The sequence below is a fragment of the Fimbriimonas sp. LA-C6 genome (assembly GCF_055398105.1).
Genome location: NZ_AP038796.1, coordinates 1,721,320 through 1,744,651 on the forward strand (window position 1 = coordinate 1,721,320; position 23,332 = coordinate 1,744,651).

Below are 23,332 nucleotides of genomic sequence, written 5' to 3' on the forward strand. Positions count from 1 at the left end.
CACGTCTATTCCGCCATGCCACTTACGCTTGCTTTATCGATGCTGCTGGCTCAGACAGGGAGTTCGCATGTTGAGACCTTTATGATTGATGGAATCGAGAGGAAGGTCACGATTGTTGTTGGACCTGGGGCTGTTCCGAGAGAGGGTGCACCGGTTGTTTTTGCTTTCCACGGGCACGGTGGGAACATGCGGTATTCCGCGCGGAAGTTTGACATGCGATCGCTTTGGCCGGAGGCTATTGCTGTATATCCCGAGGGGATTCCTACTAAGGGAAAGACTGATCCTCAGGGGACTAAGAATGGCTGGCAGCAGAATGTGAAGGACGAGGGCGGACGCGACATTAAGTTCTTTGATGCGATGCTGGCTCAGATTCGGAAGGAGTACAAGGTTGACAACCGCCGGATCTATACGATGGGGCACTCGAACGGAGGGCGGTTCACTTATGTTCTTTGGGAGGCTCGGCCCAATGTGTTCGCTGCGTATGGACCTGCGGCTAGTCCTGCCGGGTTAGGTGCGAGAAATTACTTACCCACTTCGGCCTTCGTGGTCGCTGGCGAGAAAGATCCGATTGTGAAGTTTGTTGGCCAGAAGTTCTCGATTAAGATGCTGGAGCACGCTCTTCATACAGACTCGTCTAAGGCGACCACCAATGGGTATGCCAAGTATGAGCCGGGGATCAATGGCACGGAGTTGGGGACTTATATTCATCCGGGCGGACACGAGTATCCGGCGGAAGCTTTCAACTTGACGATTGAGTTCTTTAAGCGTCACTCGAAGCAGCGCTGAGGTCGGCTGGAGAATCGATGTCGGGGAGGCTGTTCTCCACTTGGACCGTGATGAGATTGTGTCGGTTCTGTTGAATGATGGAGCGTGCTCCCTCGTCACCTTCTAGTTGTGCGAGAGCTTCTCGATAGGACGAGCCAAATAGAACGGGGTGTCCTGTTCTGTTTGGCTCGTTTGCGTAGATGGGGGCGATGATTGCGTCTTGGGGGGCTCGTTGGAAGGTCTCGACGAGTGTTTGAAGGACGGTCGGGGACAGTTGTGGCATGTCTCCTAGGACGATGAGGAAGCCGTCGGATTGGAGGCAGGCCTTGACGCCGGTCGCGATGGAGCTGCCTAGACCTTGTTGGTAATGCTCGTTGAAGACTGTGCGGGCGGGGGTGGTTGCGGCTGCGATTTGCTCGGCATCGCGTCCGGTTATGACGAGGACGTCTTCGATGCAGGAGAGTAGAGTCGCGACGGTTGTTCCGATGATGGTGGAGTTGCGCCAGGGGAGCAGGAGCTTATTGGGGCCGCCCATTCTGGTGGACATTCCGGCGGCCATGACCATGGCACTAACGGTGCGCATTTCGGACCTGCACGATCTCGGCCATGATGCTGAGGGCTATTTCTTCGGGGGAGCGGGCACCGATGGCTAGGCCGATGGGGCCGTGAATTCTTTGGATCTCTTGTTCCGAGTATCCGAGTGCGGCTAGGTCTTCTCGGCGCTTTGCCTGGGTTGTCCGGCTTCCGAGTGCACCTATGTAGGCTACGGGGCTTTTAAGGAAGATGGCTAGGGCGGGGTCGTCGATTTTGGGGTCGTGGGTGAGGACGACTGCGTAGGTTTCTTCCGTGAGATCGAAACCGGAGAGGGCCGTTTGGGGCCACTCGGTGATCATTTTGTCGGGCTGGGTTGGGAAGCGTTCATCGGTTGAGAACTGCGCTCGGGGATCGATGACGACGGTTTCGAAGCCTAGTTCTTTGGCGAAACGGACCAGAGGTACGGCGATGTGGACCGAGCCGACGATAATGAGTCTTTCGCGAGATGGGAGGACGTGGACGAAGTGGCGTTGGCCTTCGATTTCTAGTTCTGCGCTTCGGCGGCTTTTGTAGATGTTGTGGATGGCTTCTGACGGCGCGGGGGTTGCGGGGTCCCAGAAGGTTTGGGTGTTGTCTTGGTATCGGGTGATGGTCACGACGGGTTTGTCGGTGTCGATTTGGCGGACGACTTGGCTCCAGAGAGGGGTGTTGTAGGGTTCTGGGGTGACCCAGACCTGGATTTTGCCTCCGCATGAGAGGCCGATCTCCCAGTATTTGGATTCGTCCATTGCGCCGAAGACCAGTTCTTTGGGCTGGCCGTCTTTGAGGGCAGCCAGGGACTCTTCGATGACAGCTGATTCGACGCAGCCGCCGCTGACGGAGCCGCAAACGACGCCATCTTCCCTAATGCCCATGACTGCGCCGATGGGTCTTGGGGAGGAGCCCCAAGTGTGCGTTACGGTCGCCGTCGCGAAACGACGACCGTCTTTTTCCCACTGCTGGAGTGTTGGGAGTACATCCCGCACGAACTAGACGACCTCGTTCATGCGGATGGGGAACTTGCGGACGCGCTTTCCTGTGGCGGAGAAGATTGCGTTTGCTACGGCTGGCATGACTGAGGGGTAACCGACTTCACCCATGCCGCCGGGGCCGCCGCCGCTTTGTAGCACATAGACTTCCTGTTTTGGCATTTCGTCGATGTGGATCCACTCGTAGTCGAAGTAGCTGGTTTGGGCGACTTGACCTTTGTCGAGCGTTATTTCTGCTTTGAGTGCGGTGGAGAGGCCGTCTACGCAGGCACCTTGCATTTGTGCTTCGACGCCTTTGGGGTTGATGGCGATGCCGCAATCGACGACGCAGACGGCTCGGTGGAGTTTGATCTTGCCGTTGACTACGCTGAGTTCGATGACGTGGGCTGCGAATGAGCCGTAGCCTTCGAAGCAGGCGATGCCTCTTCCGTGACCTTTCGCCAGCGGGGTTCCCCAACCGGACTTCTCTGCTGCGAGTTGCAGCACTTTCTTGAGCCGGTCGTTCTCGATGTTTTCGAGTCGGAATTTGTACGGGTCTTTGCCTGCTGCGTGGGCCAGTTCATCGATGAAGCACTCGTTGACTACAACGAGTTGTGAGTGCTCGACTGAGCGCCATGCGCCTATTGGGACTGGGGATTTGACTCCGCCATGTGCCATGCCTGCGCCTTCGATTTCGTAGGGGATGCCTGCTTCGCCGAAGTTGCCGAGTTTGCTTCGTCCGGGTGCGTTCAGTGCTTGGTGGCTCCAGCCTACTGGCTTGCCGGATGCGTCTACTGCGCCTTTGAACGCGTGGGTGCTCATTGGGCGGTAGTGGTCGTTACGCATGTCGTCATCTCGGGACCAGATGACTTGAACCGGCTTGTTGATTTTGCTGGAGATTTCGACTGCTTCTCGGACGTAGTCGTTGGAGCCTCGGCGTCCGAATCCGCCTCCTAGGAGCGTCAGGTGGACGGTCACTTTCTCTTGTGGGATCTTGAGGAAGCCTGCGATCTCGCCACGCGCGCCATCGGGGGATTGGGTGGGTGCCCAGATGGTGCATTCGCCGTCCTTTACGTGGGCGGTGGCGTTCATCGGCTCCATGGTTGCGTGAGCCAAGTAAGGCAGATCATAGACTGCTTCGATGACCTTGGCGCCGGTCGGCATGGTCTTATGCTGGCCGATGGCTGCATGGAGTGCTGCGCGTAGCTTGGGAGTGTCTAGGTCGGCGTTGGCTGTGGTCCACTTGACTTTGAGCGCTTCGCGGCCTTGCATGGCCGCCCAGGTGTTGGTGGCCACGACGGCGACTCCGTTTGAGACTTGGACGACATCGATTACACCGGGGACCTTTCGGGCGGCGGAGTCATCGAAAGATTCGACGGTGGCTCCGATGGTTGGTCGGCGGGCGATGACGGCTTTGGTGAGGCCGGGGACTTTGACGTCCATGCCGTAGACGGCGGTGCCTGCTACGACTTCTTTATTGTCGACGCGGGTGGTGGCTTTGCCGATGAGTTTGAACTCTGCTCTTTCTTTGAGTTTGAGTTCGCCCTGTGGGACGGGCATTGTTTTGGCGGTTTCGGTGAGTTCGCCGTAGGTGAGGGACTTGCCGCTGGTGTGGACGACTTTGCCATTTTCGGTGTGGCAGGTGGAGGGGTCTACTCCCCAGGTTTTGGCTGCAGCTGCGATGAGCATGGAGCGGGCGCCTGCTCCTACTTTTCGCAGTTCGTTGTACATGCCTCGGATGCTAGAACTACCGCCGGTGCCGTGTCCGCTCTCGCCTTCAGCGCTTGCGCCTGCTTGGACGACGTTGATCTTGGTCCAGTCGGCATCCATTTCTTCGGCGACGATCATGGCGAAGGAGGTGCGCACACCTTGTCCCATGTCGGAGCGGGTGATAGTGACGCTGACTTTGCCGTCGGGTTGGATGGTTACGAAGGAGTTGGGGGCAAATGCGGCGGCGGAGCCTGCTTTGCTCGCGTTCGCTTTGGTGAGGGCGTTTGTGGCGGATGCTGGGAAACAGCCTAGGGCGAAACCGGCAGTGACGCCGCCTACGACTTTAAGGAAACCACGTCTGCTGAGTTCGTCGATGTTCTTCATTTCGCTCCCTTGGCCGCTGCGTGGACGGCTTCTCTAATGCGCTGGTATGTTCCGCAACGACAGACATGGGAGCTGAGGGCTTCGTCGATGTCTGCATCGGTTGGGTTGGGCTTTTGCTTGAGAAGTGCTGCGGCCGCCATGATTTGGCCTGACTGGCAGTAGCCGCATTGGGGAACGTCGTGTTCGATCCAGGCTTTTTGGAGTGGATGGTTGTGATCGGAGGACAGGCCTTCGATGGTGACGATCTTCTTTGATGCTACATCGGAGATGGAGAGCAGGCAACTCTTCTTCTCTTTTCCGTCGACTAGAACGGAGCATGCGCCGCAGGAGCCAACACCGCAACCGTATTTGGAGCCGGTGAGTTCGAGAATGTCTCGCAGTACCCACAGGAGTGGCATGTCTGGGACAGCCTCTACCGATTTCTCCGATCCATTTACATTAATCTTGTACAAAGCCATGAGATACGCCTCGCCTCCATTCTAACCGGATGCGGGTGGTATGCCCTAGTTAAATTGTCATTTTGTTGAAATGAATGTTAGGGATTGTTTTGATTGAGGGTGTGCCTCCCAGTGGGTTGGGAGGCAGAGTGGATTTGGTTATTTGCGGACTTCGATGGTGGTTACGCTGAGTGCGGGGGCTTCGAAGTTGACGTTCTCGTTGGAGACTTTCGCGTCGAGTGGGGTTGGCTTGGTGAAGCCTTTTGATGAGATGGTGTAGGCCTTAATGGCGGTGCCTTTGAAGCCTTTGAGTCGTGTGACGACGTGGCTATTGGCGGCTGTCTTGTTGATATAGACGAGGGTGAGCCTGCCTTTGTCCTTGGAATCGAGGGCGGCGTAGAGGGAGTTTGAAGCGGGGGTTTCGCCTTTGACTTCTAGGCCGAGGTCTGCAAATTTTGATCGCTTTCCATCGTAGTCGAGGAAGGATGCGAGGCCGGCGATCTGTGCGGTGTCTTTGGGGGAGATGCCCCAGTTGCATGCTGCGAAGACGCCGTAGCGACCGAAGATGCCGAGGACGTCTGCCTGTGCGATGGCTCCGCTGATGACGGCTCCTCCGCCGTAGTTGTATTCGGTGAAGGCGAGTTTTGTTCCTGGATAGTTCTTGTTGATTTCTCGTAGGGTTCGGGGGACTAGTTCGATGGGTTTCTTGTTCATCGAATCCGAGATCCAGCTGTCTTCCACGTAGGTGGGGTCCCAGAGGGAGCGAGGAGCTTGGATGCGGGCGGCGGGGGTTCCTGGTTTGTCGGTGCCCTCGCAGATTCGGACGCCTTCTCCTTTTGCTTCGGGATACCAGTGGAGATCGAGGACGTCCAGCAGTCGTTTGCCTGCCTTCTTTTCTGCTTCCTTCATGGAGGCTAGGTAGAACTCTAGGAAGTCTCTTCCGTTACCATCGGGGGCGTTTTGGAAGGTGCGGTATCCGTTCCAGCCGTAGCTGGCTGGGCCGAAGATCAGGGTTTTTGGGTCGACGGCTTTGATGGCTGCGGCGTAATCGGTGTTGTTTTCGACGATCTGGCTGTAGGTAGGTGGGACGGGCCAGATGCGAGCGTGGGTGGAGCCCCAGAGATCGGGTTCGTTGTCTAGGCTGAACCAGACGGGGGTTTTCTTGTTTTTGATCTTGGTGATCCAAGAGACGAACTCGTCTTGGTAGACCGCTTTGTCTTTGGTGTTGGGTGGGTAGACGAACTTGCTTCCTTTCTTGGGATAGGACTTGTGGAAGCGGACGTTGATGTAGTCCGGCGTTTTGTTGACGTCACCGTCGCCGTTTTTGTCGGCGGATACGTAACCGGTGGTGGGGACGGTTAGGAGGACTGCTGCGTCGTGGGCTTGTGCTGCCTCCATGAATGTTCTTGCGGTCCATCCGGCCTCGTTGGATTCGCCTAGGTAGCCATCGTTTTGATGGTGGTAGTCGCTGCCTGCATTACTGGCGTTGGTTTCCCAGTTGTAGGCGGAGAGTCGGTTTCCACCTTGGCGTGCGAGGGGATAGCCTTTGCCTAGGTGATCCCAATCGGGATAGTTGACTCCATAGATGTAGGGCGAGATGGGCTTTTGTTGAGTGGTGTCGACGGTGAGCTCCACAGCGGGCCCAGCATTGAACAACATCAGTGTAGTACAAGCGAAAACTGTCATGACGATAGCGCCTCCAACCAGAACTTTGCGAAGATTACCCATAGGTCGATACGTTTCGACTCCCTGATGGTTTCGTTATGTTAGCTTAAGCCTTGATGTTATCGCTTCTTCTTTTTGATGCCAAGTAGTTGCAGAGGTTGTTATTTCTTCTTAGCGGGAAGTGGCTCGGTGGCGATTACTTGCCATCTGCCTTCTAGTTTCTGCCAGGTGTCGATGGATGAGAAGGAGACTTTTCGGCCTCGGTCGTCTTCTCTGCCGTAGGTGATGGTTTCTAGGACGGTGACTCTCAGCTTGTCTGCTTTCTTTTCGAGCTTTTTGATGACTGTGGTGAAGGACACTTCTCTTGGGGCGCCGGACTTCCAGCTGTCGGAGATTTGTTTGAGGAATTCGTCTCGGTTGAGGGGTTTCTGGTTGGCGGATTGGGCGGCTTTGAAGTTGCTGGCCAGAACGGACTTCATGGTTTTGAGGTCGTGGGCGACTACGGCTTTGTCCCACTTCTCGTAGATGGCCTGGATTTGAGCTTGGGTTGGGGCTTGGGTTTGGTAGCCGAGTACGAGTGCTGCGAGCGCGAGAGTCATGGTGTTCAGGATATACCGGGTTCGGTCCTTAGTGGGGCGTCATAATTTGAGGGGAATGGACACAGAGACGACTGTTTATGAAAGGGATCCGTTTGAGAACGCGATTTACATCTTCAAGTATTGGGTGTCTGTGCAGGAAGAGGTGCCCGTCGCTTATGATGAGACTCCTTCTCGGTTCAGCGTGAAGCCGCTGGATGATCGTGGGTTTGAGGTTTCGATTGAGCGGATTGAGGATGAGTTGATTGTGTCGACCGAGCATTGGCACTGTCATGTGGATGATGCGGTGCAAGCGGCTTCGGTGGCATTTTGGTTGTTCACACCTTTCACTCGGGTTGTGTTTGAGTTGAAGGGTGGGCATCCTTGGGCTAGCTGGATTGAGAACTATCGGTTGGATCAGTGGGTAGGGACAGATTTTATTTACTTTGCCGACCCTCGGCTTGATGAGTCTTGGGAGTTGAAGCCGGGTGAAGTATTTGAGCGGAATACCTTGCAGCAGGACGTGTTACGATGGCGCAAGCCTATTGAAGAGGTTTGCCCAGGGATCCAGTTGGACTCGGCGGAGCTTCCTCCGGATAGCTTTATTGGACATCTCAGGACTGAGTCTTTGACATCCACTGCGAACCGGATCAAGTTAGACGCGCTCTAGAGGTTCGTGGGGTGATGGCGGGAGTTCGACTTCTATGGAGTCGTCGGGCTTTACTTCCCCACCTTGGAGGACGATTCCCATGACTCCGGCTTTTCGGATGAGGTTGCCTTGCTCGTCTTTGTCCAACACTGCGCTAAGAAGTCCGGTTTGGAAGTTGTCGATTTGGGAGCAGGGGTTTCTTAGGCCGGTGAGTTCTACGATGACAGTTGAGCCGATTCGGAGCTTGGTGGCTTTGGGCAGGGCGAGGAGGTCTATTCCGCGTGTGGTGATGTTCTCTCCGAGTTGGCCTGGCGTGACTTGGAATCCGCTCTTTGCGACTTCTTCGAACAGTTCGGATTGGATGAGATGGACTTGTCGAAGATTGGGTTGATGGGGGTTTTGTGTGACTCGGGATCTGTGCTGGACGGTTGAGCCGCAGTGGGCATCTCCTTCAACGCCGAGGCCTTGGAGGAGTGTGATGCTTGGCTGGATGTTTTTACTGAAAATGTGATCAGCGCAGCGACTGACGGCTATGACGACTCCGGTGGTTTGGGCGCCCATCTCATCTTTAGTATAGATAGGCGCCGTAAGGTTTAACCTGTGTAGCGCAGGTTGAATCGGGACTCGTGACCGTCGAAAGTGACGGGACGGAAGTCGATGCCGACTCTCAGTGGGTGAGCGAGTGTGCTCTTGGGAGCTACGACGACGCGGGCTTCTGGGTCGAGGACTCCGTTGAGATAGACGTCGAGGTTGTGCAGGTTCGGTCTTGCTTCGAGGACAATCTTCTCTTCACCTGCAGTGAACTCGAATTTGAGTCCAGACATCTCAACTGAGACAGCGGTGAACTTGCCGTTCAGTTGAATCTGGGCTGGCTCGTCTGCTGAGCCGTGGACATCGATCCACCCTCCCCATTTTGCCGCATTGTTACGGTCGGTGAAGGCCTCCAAAACAATCGCCCTGAAGGCTTGAATTAACGCAGAAATACTCATAGCAGACTCTGTATATCACAGTGCTGGCCGTTTCACTGGTGAATTAAGACATTCTTAATTCACCAGCGGGTACTTCGACTTAGGAGATGGCTTTCTCGAAGACTTTCCAGTGGTCGTCGCTGATGCCCCCGAACATGGAGATTCCAGCGCCTCCCCGTTTGTGGACTTGGTGGATGGCGGCTTCGAAGTCCGTGAGTTTTTCTAGGGCGGGCATGTAGACCCCTGCGTAGATGGGGAATTTGACTGCGTGGATGTTCTCTAGGACGCAGTCGCCGATCCACTCTACGGATTCGTTGTAGAAGCTGTTGTAGATCATGGGGCAGGCTGCGTCTAGGGGCCACTTGTCCCAGTCTTGGCGGCAGATTTTGCGGGCCATTCGGGGAGTTGGGAAGACGGCGGCGGTGATCTTCTTGTGGTGGTCATGGGCGACCTTGGTGAGTTGCTTGACTAGGTTCGTGATGGAGTCGTAGCGGAAGTGGAGCCACTCTTGATCGCTGGCAGGGTTTTCGATTTTGCGCGGGTCGCGACCCGAAACTTTTTCGAAGGCTTTGCAGGTGTGATCGCTGTAGCAGAAGTCGTAATCTGGCAGCTCTTCGGTTTGGTCTAGGTGATATTTCTCCCAGAGCGCTCTGGGGAGAATGACGTCGGGGTAGCGGACGTAGTCCAGGTGGACACCGGTAACGGCTGGATGGGCGGCGAGTTCTGCGACTTTATCTTTGAGGTAATTCTGAACGCCGGGGATGACGGGGGAGATCCAGCGGTAGTAGTCGACGTATGGGGGCTGATCGAAGCAGGATTTTCCGCTTCGGCTGACCATGTACCAGTCTGGGTGGTTTTTGCGGATCCATTCGTCGCCTCGGTTGGTTGTCCACATCCAGGTGTGGACTTCGAGTCCGGCGTTCTTGATGTGGTCGAACTCGCGGTCGTATAGGCCGCCACTTATGTAGACACCGGTTAGGCCGTGCTGCCTGAGTTTGGTGTACTTTTCTTTGAGTTTGGAATTCGACGCTTCCTTGTCGATTCCTGTCCAGATCCAATACTTCTTTGTCGTTGTCACGTGATCCTTTCTCTGTGTGAGATCTGATTTCAAAGCCTCCCTCAAGGGCCACTTGGGAGCGAGGCTGAGGCCGACACTGGCATGCGCTGCTGCTTTGATAAAGTCTCTTCGATTCACCCGCCCATTCTGCCTAGAATGCTTTGTAAGTGCAAGAATTATTACGTTACGGAGTGAGAATTCTTGCCTATAAAGTTGAGCGTGATACTCTATCGAAACCCCTAAAAGTTGTCTCTCAGCAGAGTTTTTTTACAGTTTTGTGACTTTCAGTGGTAGACTGCTCTTGTTGCGATCTTGAATGGATCCTTCTCAGCCAGAATTCCGCCTTCGCGAGTTTTGTATAGAGATCGAAGACAGCAAGCACGTGCAAAACTCAGCGGGTCCGAACCCGCTCCAAGGAGGCCAGTTATGGCTAATAAGACTCTTTACGTAGGTAACATCCCATATTCCAGCTCAGAGGCAACTTTGACGCAGGTATTCGCAGCTTACGGTGCAACTAACGTTCGCATCATCGAAGGCCGCGGATTCGCATTCGTCGACGTGAATGCAGACCAGCTCGAGGCAGCAATTGCTGACAAGAACGGTTCATCTCTCGACGGTCGAACACTCACAGTTAACGAAGCACGTCCTCGCGAAGAGCGATCCGGCGGCGGCGGTGGTCGCTCCGGTGGCGGCGGCGGTTATGGCGGCGGTGGCGGCTATGGCGGCGGCGGTGGCCGATCTAGCGGCGGCGGCGGCGGTCGTGGCGGCTCCGGCGGTCGCGGCGGCGGCGGCGGACGCTGGTAAGAACTAGCTAAGCGACTTGAAAGGCTCAGGACAATGTCCTGAGCCTTTCTTTTTTGTGGCCCGTTAGATGTGCATGAAAGTTGCATGAAGAGTGAACACTCGAAGGAGGGGTGCGTCTCTACGCCTATCATGCAGTTCCCCAACGATCTCAACCATGCCTTTCACACCTTGTCTTATCTTGACGGTGGATCGGCCAGCATGTTGTTCCAAGCCGCAGTCGGTGGACTCCTTACCGGTGCCTACTATTTGTCCACCCGCTGGAGAAGTTTGAAGTCTTACGTCCAGCACATTGCTCATCGACGCTAAACCGCTCGCTGATTTCGTGAGGTTCTCGAGTGGACCTCGCAGTGTGTATGTATTAGGCAGATCTCTATTTGACGTTTTCAATTACACGAGTCGGGTTGGGATTTGATACCCGGCGGATCGAGAGGAGAGTTCGGTGAAGAATGAGGAGGGTGGTCGCAAGGCTATTCCTTTTCATCCGCCCTTTGTTGCAGCTTTTCCCGTGCTCAGTTTGTATTCTGCAAACTTGGCTCTGATCCCATTGGGGGAACTTTGGCGACCGTTGGCCGTTGCAGTGGCGGCGGCTTTGGTCACATGGGCAGTTCTGTCTCTTGTGCTGCGGAGTGTGGAGCGGGGTGCGATTGCGGCTTCTATTCTTGTGGCCACCTTTTTTGCGTACTCCAAGATCTCTTCGGCGATTCACATCGATCAATTGGTGGCTCATCCATTCGTGGCTTGGGCGCTCCTTGCCGTGCCGGTTGCTGGTCTGCTCACGTGGAAGTTTCGTGGGACACGCTTGTTCAACATGTTGGCGGGCTTTTCTGTTTGTATTGCGCTCGTTCAGATTGCTTACGGTCGTTCGAGGGAATCGCAGTTCACGCCGCCGGAACGCCCCGAGACGGGTGTGAAGTCGTCGAGAAATCCTGAGCGTCCTGACATCTTTTACATCATTCTGGATGGTTACGGTCGGCAGGATCAGTTGAAGCGGGTGATGAACTACTCGAACGAGCCGTTCATCAGTGGTTTGCGGGAGCGAGGGTTTTATGTGGCGGATGATAGCCACTCTAACTACTGTCAGACTGAGATCTCGCTTGCTTCCTCTCTGAATTTAGACTTTGTTCAGCGGCTTTGTCCTAATGTGAACAAGGACAGTAATGATCGGTCGCCACTGGACTCTCTCATTGATGAGAACGCAATTACGGCTCGGTTGCAGAAGTGGGGTTATCAGTCAGTAGCGATTACTACTGGGTTTCCGCCGATCCATTTTAGCAAGGCTTCTAAGGTGATTCAGGCTCATGCTGGGACTACGTTGATGGAGACGGCGTTGCTTCAGGAGACGCCTGTTGGAGGGGTTGATGAAGCGATTGACACGATGTATGTTCAGCGTCGAAATGGGCTGAACGATGCTTTCAAGAACCTTGAGTCATTGACGGGACATGGGTTGAAACCCCGGTTTGTGATCGCTCATATTTTGGCGCCGCATCCTCCATTTGTCCTTGGGGCTGCGAATCAGGTTGGGCGTCCCAAGGGGCCGTTTGGTTTTTGGGATGGAAGCGACTACATGGAGCATGTGGGGACGAAGGCGGACTACATTCGCGGTTACACCACGCAGGTGGAGGCGCTGAATGGGATGGTTTTGAAGACTTTGGACAAGTTGCTGGCTCAGCCCGGTCCGAGGCCCATCATTATTGTGCAGGGAGATCATGGATCGAAGGTGGGGCTGAACCAGAACTCGCTTGCCAAGACAGATCTCAAAGAGTGTTTTTCTAACCTCAACGCTTATCTGGTTCCGAAAGATGTGGAGAGCAAACTTTACAAGAGCATTACTCCGGTGAACTCTTTTAGGACTCTGCTTCGGGAGCACTTTGGGGAGAATCTTCCTCCTTTGCCCGATGTGAGTTGGTACTCCACCTTCCCTCTTCCTTTTGAGTTCACTGAGGTAACGAAATCGCTGGAAGCCGGGGCCACTCCAACCCATTAACCCTTTATAATAGGGAGACCGATGAACGCTCTCCTTGTACTCTTTGCAGGTTCCCTATTGTCTTCGCCCAATGCTGCGGGTCCGAAGTGGTGGGATGCTACGGTTGATGCGTCACTTGCGCGCGCTCCTGAGAGGAGACAAGTTTGGGAGAAGTTCCTTTTTAGCATTCCCAAAGCCGAGCAAGAAAGTGCGAGTTACCTTGTCCGTTATCTGCCGGTAAGTGACCTGAAGGCGCTTGCTCCTGAGGTGCTTCGGAAGAACATCGAGTTGGCGCTGAAGGCTGAGAAGCAGGTGAGTTGGGGCAAGACCATCCCGAAGGATATCTTTCTCGATTCGGTTTTGCCTCATGCGAATGTGACTGAGCCTCGGGACCCGATGCGGTCGGTGTTCTTTGAGAAGTACATGGGGTTGGTGAAGGGGACTAAGAGTCCTGGCGAGGCTGCTCAGCTCATCAACAAGACTATTTTCAAGGACTACAAGGTCACTTACAATACGCGTCGTTTGAGGACGGATCAGTGTTCTCGGGAGACGATTGCGCAGGGGATGGCTACTTGCACCGGGCTGTCGATTATGTTGGTGGAGGCTTGCCGTGCGGTTGGGATCCCGGCGCGGGTGGCGGGTATCAACTCTTGGCCTGGTCGGGGTGGGAATCACACCTGGGTTGAAGTTTGGGATCAGGGATGGCACTTTGCTGGTGCGGCTGAACCGGATGAGAAGGGGTTAGACCACGGTTGGTTTGTTGGGGATGCTTCTAAGGCCATCAAGAACGTGCCTGAGAATGCCATCTATGCGGTGACTTACAAAGACACGAATGAGTTCTTCCCTTTGATCTGGGATCCGGGGGCGAAGATCCATGCTGAGAACGTGACGGATCGATACACCGGCGCAAAACCCTCTGGTCTTCCGCGTTTGATGGTGGAAGTGGTGCAGAAGGGGACGCGTGTGGAGGCTGAGGTGACTGCGTTGGAGGCTGGCTCGGGTGAGCAGAAGATTGGGGGGCTTAGCTTTGGTGCGCAGTGTGATGTTAACTTCCATTTGAACAGCGAGGTGAATCCGGGGCGCTCGTTCCTTGTGGTGGCTCGGTACAAGGGGATTAGCTCTACTCAGTGGGCGACGATTGAGAAGGACACAGTTGTTCGGATGAATCTTGACGCTCCGACTTCTTTGGATGCGGGTCATTTGTCGTCGCTTTTGTCGGATCGGTTTAGTTCAGATTTGTCTAAGAGGAGTGCTGCTCAGAAGCTGCTTGCTGTTCTTCCGGTTGATGAAAATGCTCGGGCGGTTGCGTGGGATACGTATAAGGCTTCTTTGGCCAATGATCCTTTGAAGAAGCAGTTGGAGGCGAAGACGGTTTCTACTTCGGACAGGACTAGTCCGTATCTGTGGCGATATGTTGGGACTAAGCCGAAGGGTGGCTGGGGTCTGGTTGTTGCCATGCACGGTGGTGGTGGCGTGCCGAAGGATGTGAATGATCAGCAGTGGGACGGGATGTTCCACTACTACAATGAGCATCCTGAGGTCGGTGGATACATCTACCTTGCTTTGCGCGCTCCTAACGATGAGTGGAACGGCTTCTATGACAAGGCGATGAGTCCTTTGATGGAGCAGTTGATCAAGCAGTTTGTGGTTTTCAAGGATGTGAACCCGGATAAGGTTTACACACTTGGGGCTTCTCATGGCGGGTATGGGGCTTATGTGATTGGGCCTAAGATTCCTTACCGGTTTGCGGCGGTGCATGCCTCGGCTTCGGCTTTGACACCTGGTGAGACCTGTGGTGAGAATTTGCTGAACACTCGGTTTACGTATATGGTGGGTGAGCAGGATACGGCTTATGGTCGTGCGAAGTTGAACAAGGAGTTTGCCGCTTCTGTTGAGGGTTGGAAGAAGCAGTATGGCGGCGGGTACCCCGGTGGATTGGAGTTTAAGACTGGGGTGGGCCACTTTGTGCCGGATCACGACAAGCTGGCTGAGATGCTCACTTTCACACGGGATACGGCTCCGAAGCACTTAGTGTGGGTGCAGTCGGATGATCGGTTGCACAACTTCTTCTGGTTGGAGGCTTCTAAGCCCGTTGATAAGGGGCGGATTGAGGCTGTGATCAAGGGGAATTCGGTAACGATCAAGGCTGAGGGTCAGGCGGATATTTCTCTTTGGCTGGATACCCATTTGGTGGACTTGAGCAAGCCTTTGCAGGTTGAGATTAATGGCAAAGCACAGGCGCCCGTTGAGTTGAAGAGTAGTCTTGAGACTTACTGCCAGGGGTTGGAGTTGCGGGCTGATCCTAAGCTGGCGAGTCCTGTGCGGGTTACGTTTTCAGGTAAGTGAAGGTTGAAACTGGGGTGAGACGTTACTCCAGTTCATCTGTATAAAGACCTATTTTTCTTTAAGTTGTCCACAACGTCGTGTATAACTTGCGCATGCGTCCGTTCGCTCCGCTTCTTGCTCTAAGTCTTTTTGTTGTTTGTGGCTGCCATAAGGCAACTGTTGTTGGTAAATGGAAAGTCGACCCGGCTTTTGTGAAGGCACACGAGAACGATGAGCCTAAAGGCTTCATTACCGGGTTTGCTAGCACTTTTACCTACGAGTTTAAGGATGACAACACGTTTAAGGGATCGATGAGTCAGGGGACCTATACGTTCAAGGACGGGAAGATTGAGATCACCACGACTAACATGATGGGCAAGGACATAGCTGCCGTGACAGGTAAGGCACCTAAACCACAGATGACAGGTGAGCTTGGTTCTGATGGCAAGACCTTGACGATTCACCCACCTGCGGAAGGAAAGGCGATGCTGCCATCGTTTTTGCAGACTTCGATCCCGATGGTTCTTGATTCAGGTTCGTAGTTGAGTTTTGTGTGGCCTGACCTCAGTAAGCTAGAAGCATGCGGTTAGGCCTCTGTTGCTCTGAATCTCTTGCACCTGCTGCGATTGCGGCGGGTTTTGACTTTGTGGAGCTACCTGCCGTCTCTTTGGGTGCGGATTATATTCCGCACGTTGAGGCGACCAACCTTTTCTTCCCAGGGGACTTCCAGTTGTATCAGATGGAGCCTGCGGTGATCTTGGGGTACGCGGTGTCTCGGATTGAGCGGGCGACTCAGCTTGGCGTGAAGGTGATGGTGGTTGGCAGTGGACAGGCTCGGCATGTGCCCGACGAATACGATCCTGACGATTGCTTTGAGGCCTTTATTGATCTGATGGGGGCCATTCAGAAGATCGCATCGCCTTATGACATTGTGATTGCGGCTGAGCAGTTGAACAGTATTGAGACGAACCTTGGGACGGATGCTGTTGAACTTCGGTTGGCGCTTGGGGAGAAGGATTTGGACTATACGTTCGATCTGTACCATGTGCTCCGCGAGCATCCTTCGGTTTTGGGTGAGGAGTCTTTCTGGCGGGCGATGATGAACCCGTTGCCTGCTCATGTGCATCTCTCGAACAGGGAACGGAAGGCACCGAATTTGGCGGATCCTGAGGTGGTTCATTTCCTTTCCAAGCTGAAAGAGTATGGTTATGACGGGCGAATCAGCCTAGAATGCAAAGATATACGAACAGTTGATGATGTCCGCAGGGCGTATGCTCAGGCTCAGACCCTGTTCTGATTGAAGGATTATTATGGCTAAACGTCCCGAAGACGCTCTCGCTGACATGATCGCCAACTTATCTGAGAAAACTGGGCGCTCGCTTGAGGAGTGGTTTGATCTCATCCGCCCGACCGGCTTTACAAAACATGGCGAGATCATGAAGTTTCTTAAGGGAGATCACGCGGTTTCCCATGGTTACGCGAACCAGATTGCGCTAAGGTTTACGGCCATTGGCAAGGCTATTTCTGCCGAAGATGAGGATCCATCTGATGCGTTGTATTCCGGCGCGAAAGCTGGGCTTAGACCTATCCACGACGCCATCATGGCGAAGATTAATAGCCTCGGGCACGATGTTGATGTGGCGCCTAAGAAAGGTTATTTGAGTATTCGTAGGTCTAAGCAGTTTGCTATTGTCCAGCCATCTACTACGTCTCGAATTGATGTAGGCATCAACTTAAAGGGCGTGGAACCGGTGGGACGACTGGAGCCCTCTGGTAGCTTCAATGCCATGCTCTCCCATCGGGTTAAAATTGGTGCTCTTAGCGATGTAGACGACGAGTTATTGGGTTGGCTCAAGCAGGCCTATGATTCGGCTTAGTGACTAAATTCGGGCTTTGTTTCTGAAAGGATTTGGACTATTGATTGTTTATCCTCTGGGGTTAGTGCTGAGAATTTGTGTTCTTGGTTGTCGATTGCCAGGATTTGCCGGATCCGCTTGTATATGTACAACCGCGCCTCACTTGGCAGCGCGTCAAAAGCTGGTGAGTAGATGGTGGGGCTACACGGGTACTTTAAGAGGCGGGTTTTGAGGTCTAACTGACGCAAACTGCGCCCTAACTTGTCTTTGGGTCCGGCAGACATGTACTGCTCTGCGAATCGACTTGTTCCTTTGATGGGTTCGGAGAACTTTGTCTCGCCACTGCAGAGTAGCGCCTCGATCAAAGGCTCGCTGGCGTGTTCTATACGGGAGTTAGTGCTGGCCGAGTGTTGCCCCTTGGGTTCTTGCTCCTTATAGAGGAGTTCGTCTCGCAGTGCGTTTCGACAAAGATAGCTCGTTTTGGTGATGAGGTTTTGGAGGTTCGCCTGATGTTCCGCGACCAGTAGGGCCACGATATCTGAATGAGGGGTGAGATATTGTGAGACATCCAAATAGGGTCGAAGATCTGTCACGTTTGCGCCCCGTTCTGTGTCTAGGGTGGACTGCCCTTCTTCGCCGGTCGCCGTCACGTTTCCCATATGGCGCTGAGAGCCGTGTTTGCCCGTGACGTACCAGCCTCCCCAGCGCTCTTTGATGGGGCTCTTGCTGGTGGTGAGGTAGGAGCCGTCACCGAATCTGGGGTAGCCATCGGCGCTTGTGTAGACCGAGCGCATGACTAGGCCGGGGACACGTTTGGTTTGCGCGGTGGAGTGGCACTGGAGGCACTCGTCGTTTCTGCGCTTGAAGGTGGGCTTCTTTTGCGGCTCGTTGGCGAGTGTGTAGAAGATGGGGCCGTGGATGGGGTCGAAGCTGGCGATCTCCAAGTATTGGCCGCCGTTTACCCAGCCGACGTAGCAGTTGTCATCGAAGTAGAGTGCGCGGGGTGCGGTGGGGGAGATGTGGGATGACTGGAGACTGGTCTTGGAGAAGACCAACATTTGGGACGCGGAGGAGATGTGGAGCTGCTGGAGAACTGAACGGAGGTAGCCGTTTGGCTGCTCGAATTTGAGTTTGACCGCACCGCTGTCGATCTGTTGCTGGAGTTTGGCGATGGGGTCGGTGGTCTTTGCGGTGAGCTGCTGGGTCTCGGCGTCGCCGGCATCCTGCTGTTGCCATGACGCTACTGCGATCATGACCAGCCCGATACCGGCGAAGCCTTTCACCATGGGTTTCCTACCTAGCGCTCACCCGCTCGTGCGATTTGGATCTTGACCTTTCTGCCGCGGAGTTTGGTGTTTCGGAGTGCTCCGACTACGTTCTCAGCTTCGGCGGTTGGGACTTCGACGAATGCGGTTCGATCGAGAATGTCGATCACGCCGATTTGCTTGCCGTTGAGGCCTGCTTCGTTGGTGATTGCTCCGACTAGGTCTCCTGGTCGAAGGTTGTCTTGTCGGCCTAGGCCGATGAAGATTCGGCTCATACCGAGTTCTGGCTGCTCGAAGTCGGCTGCCATTTCCTCGGCTACGGCTGGGCTGTTGTGCTGTGCGTGCCAGAGCATTTGCAGCGCGGCGGCGGCTACTTCGGCGGTGTCGAATTCTTCGGAGAGCTCTTCAACCGTTGCGAGGTGCGTGTCGAACTCACCTTTTCGGAGAGTCTCAATGAGGGTCTCTTTGAAGATGTCTCTGCGGCGTGCGGAGATGTCGGCGGCGGTTGGGATTCTGGATGGCTTGATGGTTGCGCCGATCATTCGCTCGATGTTCTTGAGCTGATGTCGTTCGCGGCCTGTGACGAGTGTGATGGCGTCGCCTGTTCGACCAGCTCGGCCTGTTCGACCGATTCGGTGGATGTACTGCTCGACGTCCCACGGGATGTCATAGTTGATGACGTGGGTGACGGTGTCGATGTCGAGACCGCGTGCTGCAACGTCTGTTGCGATGAGGAGGTCTGCGAGACCTTCCTTGAATCGGCGGAGAACGCGGTCGCGCTCTGGCTGGTTCATGTCGCCGTGAAGCGCTTCGGCGTTATAGCCGCGGAGGCTGAGGACTTCGCTGAGGTCGTGGGTCTCCTGTCGGGTTCGGCAGAAGATGATGGTTGGTCCAGGGGTCTCCATGTCCAACACTCGCGCCAGGGCTTCCTGCTTCTTGCCGGGTCCGGGGGGGACTTCGTAGTAGGTCTGGTTGGTGGTTTCCAGCGTTCGTCGCTTGCTCTCGATTTTGACGTGCTCTGGGTTGTTGAGGAACTTCTTGGTGAGTGCCAGGATTCGGCTTGGCATGGTCGCCGAGAAGAAGGCGAGCTGTCTTTCTTCGGGGAGCTGCGCGAGGATGGCGTCCATATCCTCGGCAAAACCTAGGGCCAGCATCTCGTCTGCTTCATCGAGGGCGCAGAACTTGACGTTGGCTAGGGTGAGCGAGCCTCGGCGAAGGTGGTCGAGTACACGGCCTGGGGTTCCAACGACGATATGCGCGCCTTGTCGGAGGGCACGGAACTGTCGGTCGATGGGCTGTCCACCGTAGACGGGGACTACTCGGAGACCGGTGTATTTGGAGAGGTCGTGGATTCCTGCGGCTACCTGGACCGCTAGTTCGCGGGTTGGTGCCAGAACGAGCGCTTGGGTCTCGTTCACGGAGGCGTCCATCTTTTGGATGAGCGGGAGTGCGAAGGCGGCAGTCTTACCTGTACCCGTCTGTGCTTGGCCGATCATGTCCTTGCCGGAGAGTAGGACTGGGATGGCACGGGCTTGGATTGGGGTTGGGGTTTCGAATCCGAGTTCCGTGATGGCTCGTGTGATGGGTTCTGCTAGTTCAAGCTCCGAGAAGGCTGGCAACTCGAAGACTTCGACTTCGGGTTCTGGCAGAGCAGGTTTGGGTGTTCTCGGCTCGTCGTAGCTCTTATGCCGTTTGGTAGGTTTACCGCCGGACTTGGGAATGGGAGCAGGTCCTTTCTGCTTGCTAGGAAAAGGTGCTGATCCAGCATTCTTCTGGAGTTTCGGAGGCGTGGTTCCTCCACGTTTTTTAGGTGTGGACGATCCGGCAAAAGGTTTCTTGGGAGGCTTAGGCATTAGTTCTCTGGAGAATGGCGCACAAGAGGGCGTGCGCGCCGACCTATCGCCTTTCAGCTTAGTGTACCTTTAACCGCTCAAGGCCTAAAATCGGCAAGAATATGAGCAAGTTTAATATACAGTGTTTGGACTGCCCGGAATTGCGATCTGGGCAGTCCATGAGAATTTAGCTTAGAGCTTGACTCGGTCTTTGACGATCATCTCAGCAACTGTGCCGCATGCTACGCCGTTACCGTAGCCGCCGTTGCGCTCCTGGATGGCATCGACGTTGTAGCAGTACTTCTTGATGTCGTTGACATTGGATGGCATGATGTCGAACGCGTCGCCGTCTGCCTGGAACGAATAGGCTTCCATCTTGATGGTCTTTGCGTGGCCATCGATGAATGCCATTGGGTATTGGCCGCCGTGTCGGATAGCGGATGGGGTCTTGCCGTCGCCTGTCTGGAAGTAGAACGACAGGGTGTACATGTTGGTGTCGTTGGTTGCACCTAGGAAGATGGTGTCGGCTGGTGCGCTGAAGTCGCTACCCGATCGACCTCTCCAGAGAGAGCCGCCGGTTGGGGATGATTCTTCGAGGTGGAAGATTCCGTTTCCGTTTCGGTAGGAGTAGATGCCGAAGTTTGGTGCGTAACCGAGGCAGCGACCGGATTTGTCGTATGTTTTATCGCAGCCCGTGGTTGATCTTGCTGGGTCGTAAGCGATATCGCGGTTCTTGATGTATGGAAGCATCAAGTTCCAGTACTCCGTGGAATCGCCGTGACCATTGATCTGGAAGAAGATCGTATCGTCGTTGTCGCCTTGATACATCATGCCTGCAACGGTCATCTGTTTGCAGTTGGATAGTGCGGCTGTCTTTTTGGCGGCAGCTTTGGCTTGTGCAAATACAGGGAAAAGGATTGCTGCGAGGATGGCGATGATGGCAATCACCACCAGAAGTTCGATAAGGGTAAAAGCGTTGATTCGTTGTTTCATGGATTTGATTCCGCGACTGTTTAATACTGAAAGGTTTAAGCCGCTCAGTTGTTAAGATGACGGTTAAGGAAATGTTAACAACTAGTTAACCGGTAAACAAGCCCCTATTTAGTAATTGTTTGGCTAGCAATGCTATGGATGACAAACGGACCTCGCAAGTATTTGCCACTTAGTTGCGGTTATCGGTTTGTTCTAGCTCAACTGCATCTGCGTGGTGGCTAGTTGGGGCATGATCCTCATGAGTGGCGGTGATCCAATTAGGTTTAACAATTTAAATGCCACGGACTGCGGTTTTGTTAGGTCCTTTACAAAGGAATCTGGTCCATCTTCGGCCACGGTATTCTTTGGACCGGTTTTGGGGCGTCTGTACTCATGAAATTTGACTCTCAGTTAAACGTACGGTCGAAGGACCCCAAGGTGGAAGTAGCGGTTTTCCCGTTACCGCCGTTGATGAAAGCCTTTTTCGTTGCTCTGCTATTACTTGTTTCTTTGGCCGCGCTTCGGATGCCAGCTGCTGTTCGGGCAACGATTCAGTACGATCGGGCTTTGCAGAGCATTGCTGATAGGAACCCACAATCGGCATTGGCGAATCTGAAATCTGTGGTGGCTCAGTATCCTGGATCGGTGGATGCCCGCATGGATTTGATTCGGGCTTATGTCCAAGACAACCAGTTCGATGAGGCTGAGGCGGCTGCCCGGGGGTTGCCCACTGATTTGAGTAGGCGGCAGACAGAGGAGTTGAGAGAGTTGCTCAAACCCTTAGTTGAGGGTGTGAGACGTTGATCCCAAGATTTGTCATTGTCTGGCTAACTTTTCCAGGTGTCATCGTCCGTCAGTTTGTGGTTGCAATCGTGTGTAAGTGGTTGCGGATTCCGGTTTACGAAATTGAGTATTTCCACTTCTCTGCCCCTCATAACCCGCGTGGCTATGTGGCTTATGGAATGGTGGAGCAGCGCTGGAAGCTTGTTGTGGCGGTCCTCGCCCCTTTCCTTTTCAATACGCTTCTCGGTGCTTTTGTTGGCGCAACTGCCGCAATTCCTCTCTTTAAATTCGGAACTGGCGACCTGCTCGACTACGTTCTGATGTGGCTGGGCGTTTCCATTGCTACTCAGGCGTGGCCTGACTCTGGGCAAGCTCGCGCAATTTGGAAGTATGTAAGTGCACCGGGTGCCTCGTTGGCTCTCAAGATATTCTGCATCCCGATTGTCGGAGCCATTTACGTCGGCAGTTGCTGGACTATTGTTTGGGCAGATGTGGCCTATGGCGTGGCGGTGGCGGGATTGTTGCCGTTGGCCGTTGTCAGGCTGTTTTCGTAAACAGCCTGACGGAAGATTTAGACGTTGAACAGGAAGTTCATGGTGTCGCCTTCGGCGACGACGTACTCTTTGCCTTCACTGCGGACTTGGCCTCGTTCTTTGGCTACTTTCATGGAGCCTGCGGCGATGAGGTCTTCGTAGGAGACGGTTTCTGCGCGGATGAAGCCTCGCTCGAAGTCGCTATGGATCACTCCTGCGGCTTGAGGGGCGGTCATGCCTTTGATGATGGTCCAGGCTCGGGTTTCTTTGGGGCCGGTGGTGAAGTAGGTTTGGAGTCCGAGGAGGTGGTAGGTGGCTCGGATGAGGGATTTCAGACCGCCGTCTTTGACTCCGAGGGAGTCGAGGAATTCTGCTCGGTCTTCTTCTGAGAGCTCGACCAGTTCGCTTTCGACCTGTGCTGAGATGACCACCACTTCGGCGTTTTCTTTGGCTGCGATTGCCTTGACTTTCTCTACGTGTGCGTTGCCTGTGGCGAGGTCCGACTCGTTTACATTGGCGGCGTAGATGACTGGTTTTAGAGTCAGCAGACCAAGCGATTTGATGGAGAATGCTTCGTCTTCGGTTAGCTTGACGGTACGGGCTGCCAGACCTTCTTCTAGAGCGGGGAGGATTTTCTCTAGGGCGTCGATTTCAATCTGGGCTTCTTTCTTGGTGCGGAGATCTTTGCGCGCTCGGTCTAGGCGACGCTCGGCCATGGCCATGTCTGAGAGGGCGAGTTCGATGTTGATGATCTCGATGTCTCTCTCGGGGTTGACGGAGCCGGCTACGTGGATGATGTCGTCGTTCTCGAAGCAGCGGACCACGTGGACGATTGCGTCTACTTCGCGGATGTTGGCTAGGAATTGGTTGCCTAGGCCTTCGCCTTTGCTGGCGCCTTTTACGAGACCGGCGATATCTACGAACTCCAGTCGCGCTGGGATTGTGTCGAGCGAGCCGCTTATCTTGGCGAGTTCGTCGAGGCGCTCGTCGGGTACAGCGACGATGCCGACGTTGGGCTCAATCGTACAGAAAGGGAAATTGGCGGCCTGTGCTTTCGCATTTGCCACCACCGCGTTGAAAAGGGTCGACTTTCCGACGTTCGGGAGTCCTACATTGCCAGCTCTTAGCATACTCGTATGGGTTGGCAGCGAAGGAACTTCGGGGCCGTCCACTAGTTTACCGCTTTCGGCTCCGCGCCCATGTTTTCGGGAATTAGCGAACAGCTAAACGACAAAAGCCCTCCTGAGT

Annotated in this window: 24 protein-coding genes; 11 read left to right on the forward strand and 13 right to left on the reverse strand. The window is 54.5% G+C overall.

Going from position 1 to position 23,332, the window contains the following annotated elements; genetic code table 11:
* Positions 1–15: 15 nt before the first annotated feature.
* Entirely contained in the window at positions 16–786 is a 771-nt protein-coding gene (locus ACZ51B_RS08005) for a CE1 family esterase (RefSeq protein ID WP_464296715.1), read from the forward strand.
* On the opposite strand, the gene ACZ51B_RS08010 is transcribed toward ACZ51B_RS08005, so the two are convergent.
* From ACZ51B_RS08010 to ACZ51B_RS08035, 6 genes are all read right to left on the reverse strand, one after another.
* A complete protein-coding gene (locus tag ACZ51B_RS08010; RefSeq protein WP_464296716.1) occupies positions 761–1,348 on the reverse strand; it encodes a nucleotidyltransferase family protein in 588 nt (195 codons plus the stop codon). The two genes, ACZ51B_RS08005 and ACZ51B_RS08010, sit on opposite strands and share 26 nt — an antisense overlap.
* Positions 1,335–2,324, reverse strand: a complete 990-nt coding sequence (locus tag ACZ51B_RS08015) for an XdhC family protein (RefSeq protein WP_464296717.1) — start codon at positions 2,322–2,324, stop codon at positions 1,335–1,337. Before ACZ51B_RS08015 ends, ACZ51B_RS08010 begins: the two co-directional genes overlap by 14 nt.
* A gap of 3 nt (positions 2,325–2,327) precedes the next feature.
* Positions 2,328–4,400, reverse strand: a complete 2,073-nt coding sequence (locus ACZ51B_RS08020) for a xanthine dehydrogenase family protein molybdopterin-binding subunit (protein ID WP_464296718.1) — start codon at positions 4,398–4,400, stop codon at positions 2,328–2,330.
* A complete protein-coding gene (locus tag ACZ51B_RS08025) occupies positions 4,397–4,858 on the reverse strand; it encodes a (2Fe-2S)-binding protein (protein WP_464296719.1) in 462 nt (153 codons plus the stop codon). The genes ACZ51B_RS08020 and ACZ51B_RS08025 overlap by 4 nt, the downstream gene beginning before the upstream one ends.
* Positions 4,859–4,996: 138 nt before the next feature.
* Complete coding sequence (locus ACZ51B_RS08030; RefSeq protein WP_464296720.1) at positions 4,997–6,565, reverse strand: glycoside hydrolase family 44 protein; 1,569 nt, start codon at positions 6,563–6,565, stop codon at positions 4,997–4,999.
* 98 nt (positions 6,566–6,663) lie between these two features.
* Positions 6,664–7,101 carry a nuclear transport factor 2 family protein gene (locus ACZ51B_RS08035; RefSeq protein ID WP_464296721.1) on the reverse strand — a complete coding sequence of 146 codons (438 nt, stop codon included), beginning with the start codon at positions 7,099–7,101 and terminating at the stop codon, positions 6,664–6,666.
* Positions 7,102–7,156: 55 nt separating this feature from the next.
* Between ACZ51B_RS08035 and ACZ51B_RS08040 the strand changes: the two genes are divergently transcribed.
* A complete protein-coding gene (locus tag ACZ51B_RS08040) occupies positions 7,157–7,747 on the forward strand; it encodes a hypothetical protein (protein ID WP_464296722.1) in 591 nt (196 codons plus the stop codon).
* Here ACZ51B_RS08040 and ACZ51B_RS08045 read toward each other — a convergent pair.
* From ACZ51B_RS08045 to ACZ51B_RS08055, 3 genes are all read right to left on the reverse strand, one after another.
* On the reverse strand, positions 7,733–8,287 hold the full coding sequence (locus tag ACZ51B_RS08045) for an MOSC domain-containing protein (protein ID WP_464296723.1): 555 nt from the start codon (positions 8,285–8,287) through the stop codon (positions 7,733–7,735). The genes ACZ51B_RS08040 and ACZ51B_RS08045 overlap by 15 nt on opposite strands.
* 32 nt (positions 8,288–8,319) lie before the next feature.
* Positions 8,320–8,715 (reverse strand): hypothetical protein, encoded by a 396-nt coding sequence (locus ACZ51B_RS08050; RefSeq protein ID WP_464296724.1) that lies wholly within the window; start codon positions 8,713–8,715, stop codon positions 8,320–8,322.
* A gap of 79 nt (positions 8,716–8,794) precedes the next feature.
* The gene (locus ACZ51B_RS08055; RefSeq protein WP_464296725.1) at positions 8,795–9,889 is read right to left on the reverse strand and encodes a family 10 glycosylhydrolase; all 1,095 of its coding nucleotides are present in this window, start codon (positions 9,887–9,889) and stop codon (positions 8,795–8,797) included.
* Positions 9,890–10,177: 288 nt separating this feature from the next.
* Here ACZ51B_RS08055 and ACZ51B_RS08060 point away from each other — a divergent pair, with 288 nt between their 5' ends.
* The 7 genes from ACZ51B_RS08060 to ACZ51B_RS08090 all read left to right on the forward strand — a co-directional run bounded on the left by ACZ51B_RS08060 (position 10,178) and on the right by ACZ51B_RS08090 (position 16,720).
* Positions 10,178–10,555 carry an RNA recognition motif domain-containing protein gene (locus ACZ51B_RS08060; protein WP_464296726.1) on the forward strand — a complete coding sequence of 126 codons (378 nt, stop codon included), beginning with the start codon at positions 10,178–10,180 and terminating at the stop codon, positions 10,553–10,555.
* A gap of 84 nt (positions 10,556–10,639) precedes the next feature.
* Complete coding sequence (locus tag ACZ51B_RS08065) at positions 10,640–10,861, forward strand: hypothetical protein (RefSeq protein WP_464296727.1); 222 nt, start codon at positions 10,640–10,642, stop codon at positions 10,859–10,861.
* Positions 10,862–10,994: 133 nt separating this feature from the next.
* Entirely contained in the window at positions 10,995–12,539 is a 1,545-nt protein-coding gene (locus ACZ51B_RS08070; protein ID WP_464296728.1) for a hypothetical protein, read from the forward strand.
* 21 nt (positions 12,540–12,560) lie between these two features.
* Complete coding sequence (locus tag ACZ51B_RS08075; protein WP_464296729.1) at positions 12,561–14,864, forward strand: transglutaminase domain-containing protein; 2,304 nt, start codon at positions 12,561–12,563, stop codon at positions 14,862–14,864.
* A 92-nt stretch (positions 14,865–14,956) separates the two neighbouring features.
* The gene (locus ACZ51B_RS08080; protein ID WP_464296730.1) at positions 14,957–15,385 is read left to right on the forward strand and encodes a hypothetical protein; all 429 of its coding nucleotides are present in this window, start codon (positions 14,957–14,959) and stop codon (positions 15,383–15,385) included.
* Positions 15,386–15,423: 38 nt separating this feature from the next.
* Positions 15,424–16,140: a sugar phosphate isomerase/epimerase family protein gene (locus ACZ51B_RS08085; RefSeq protein ID WP_464296731.1), complete on the forward strand. Its 717-nt coding sequence runs from the start codon at positions 15,424–15,426 to the stop codon at positions 16,138–16,140.
* A 13-nt stretch (positions 16,141–16,153) separates the two neighbouring features.
* Complete coding sequence (locus ACZ51B_RS08090; protein ID WP_464296732.1) at positions 16,154–16,720, forward strand: DUF5655 domain-containing protein; 567 nt, start codon at positions 16,154–16,156, stop codon at positions 16,718–16,720.
* On the opposite strand, the gene ACZ51B_RS08095 is transcribed toward ACZ51B_RS08090, so the two are convergent.
* The 3 genes from ACZ51B_RS08095 to ACZ51B_RS08105 all read right to left on the reverse strand — a co-directional run bounded on the left by ACZ51B_RS08095 (position 16,717) and on the right by ACZ51B_RS08105 (position 20,789).
* Positions 16,717–17,985 (reverse strand): hypothetical protein, encoded by a 1,269-nt coding sequence (locus tag ACZ51B_RS08095; protein ID WP_464296733.1) that lies wholly within the window; start codon positions 17,983–17,985, stop codon positions 16,717–16,719. The genes ACZ51B_RS08090 and ACZ51B_RS08095 overlap by 4 nt on opposite strands.
* A gap of 11 nt (positions 17,986–17,996) precedes the next feature.
* Entirely contained in the window at positions 17,997–19,817 is a 1,821-nt protein-coding gene (locus ACZ51B_RS08100) for a DEAD/DEAH box helicase (RefSeq protein ID WP_464296734.1), read from the reverse strand.
* A 171-nt stretch (positions 19,818–19,988) separates the two neighbouring features.
* Positions 19,989–20,789, reverse strand: a complete 801-nt coding sequence (locus ACZ51B_RS08105; RefSeq protein ID WP_464296735.1) for a prepilin-type N-terminal cleavage/methylation domain-containing protein — start codon at positions 20,787–20,789, stop codon at positions 19,989–19,991.
* Positions 20,790–21,239: 450 nt separating this feature from the next.
* Between ACZ51B_RS08105 and ACZ51B_RS08110 the strand changes: the two genes are divergently transcribed.
* Both ACZ51B_RS08110 and ACZ51B_RS08115 read left to right on the forward strand, forming a co-directional pair.
* On the forward strand, positions 21,240–21,572 hold the full coding sequence (locus ACZ51B_RS08110; RefSeq protein WP_464296736.1) for a tetratricopeptide repeat protein: 333 nt from the start codon (positions 21,240–21,242) through the stop codon (positions 21,570–21,572).
* Positions 21,569–22,105, forward strand: a complete 537-nt coding sequence (locus ACZ51B_RS08115) for a DUF3267 domain-containing protein (protein WP_464296737.1) — start codon at positions 21,569–21,571, stop codon at positions 22,103–22,105. Before ACZ51B_RS08110 ends, ACZ51B_RS08115 begins: the two co-directional genes overlap by 4 nt.
* A gap of 17 nt (positions 22,106–22,122) precedes the next feature.
* Here the strand turns inward: ACZ51B_RS08115 and ychF are convergent, their stop codons facing one another.
* Positions 22,123–23,214 carry a redox-regulated ATPase YchF gene (gene ychF / locus ACZ51B_RS08120; protein ID WP_464297177.1) on the reverse strand — a complete coding sequence of 364 codons (1,092 nt, stop codon included), beginning with the start codon at positions 23,212–23,214 and terminating at the stop codon, positions 22,123–22,125.
* Positions 23,215–23,332: the final 118 nt, after the last annotated feature.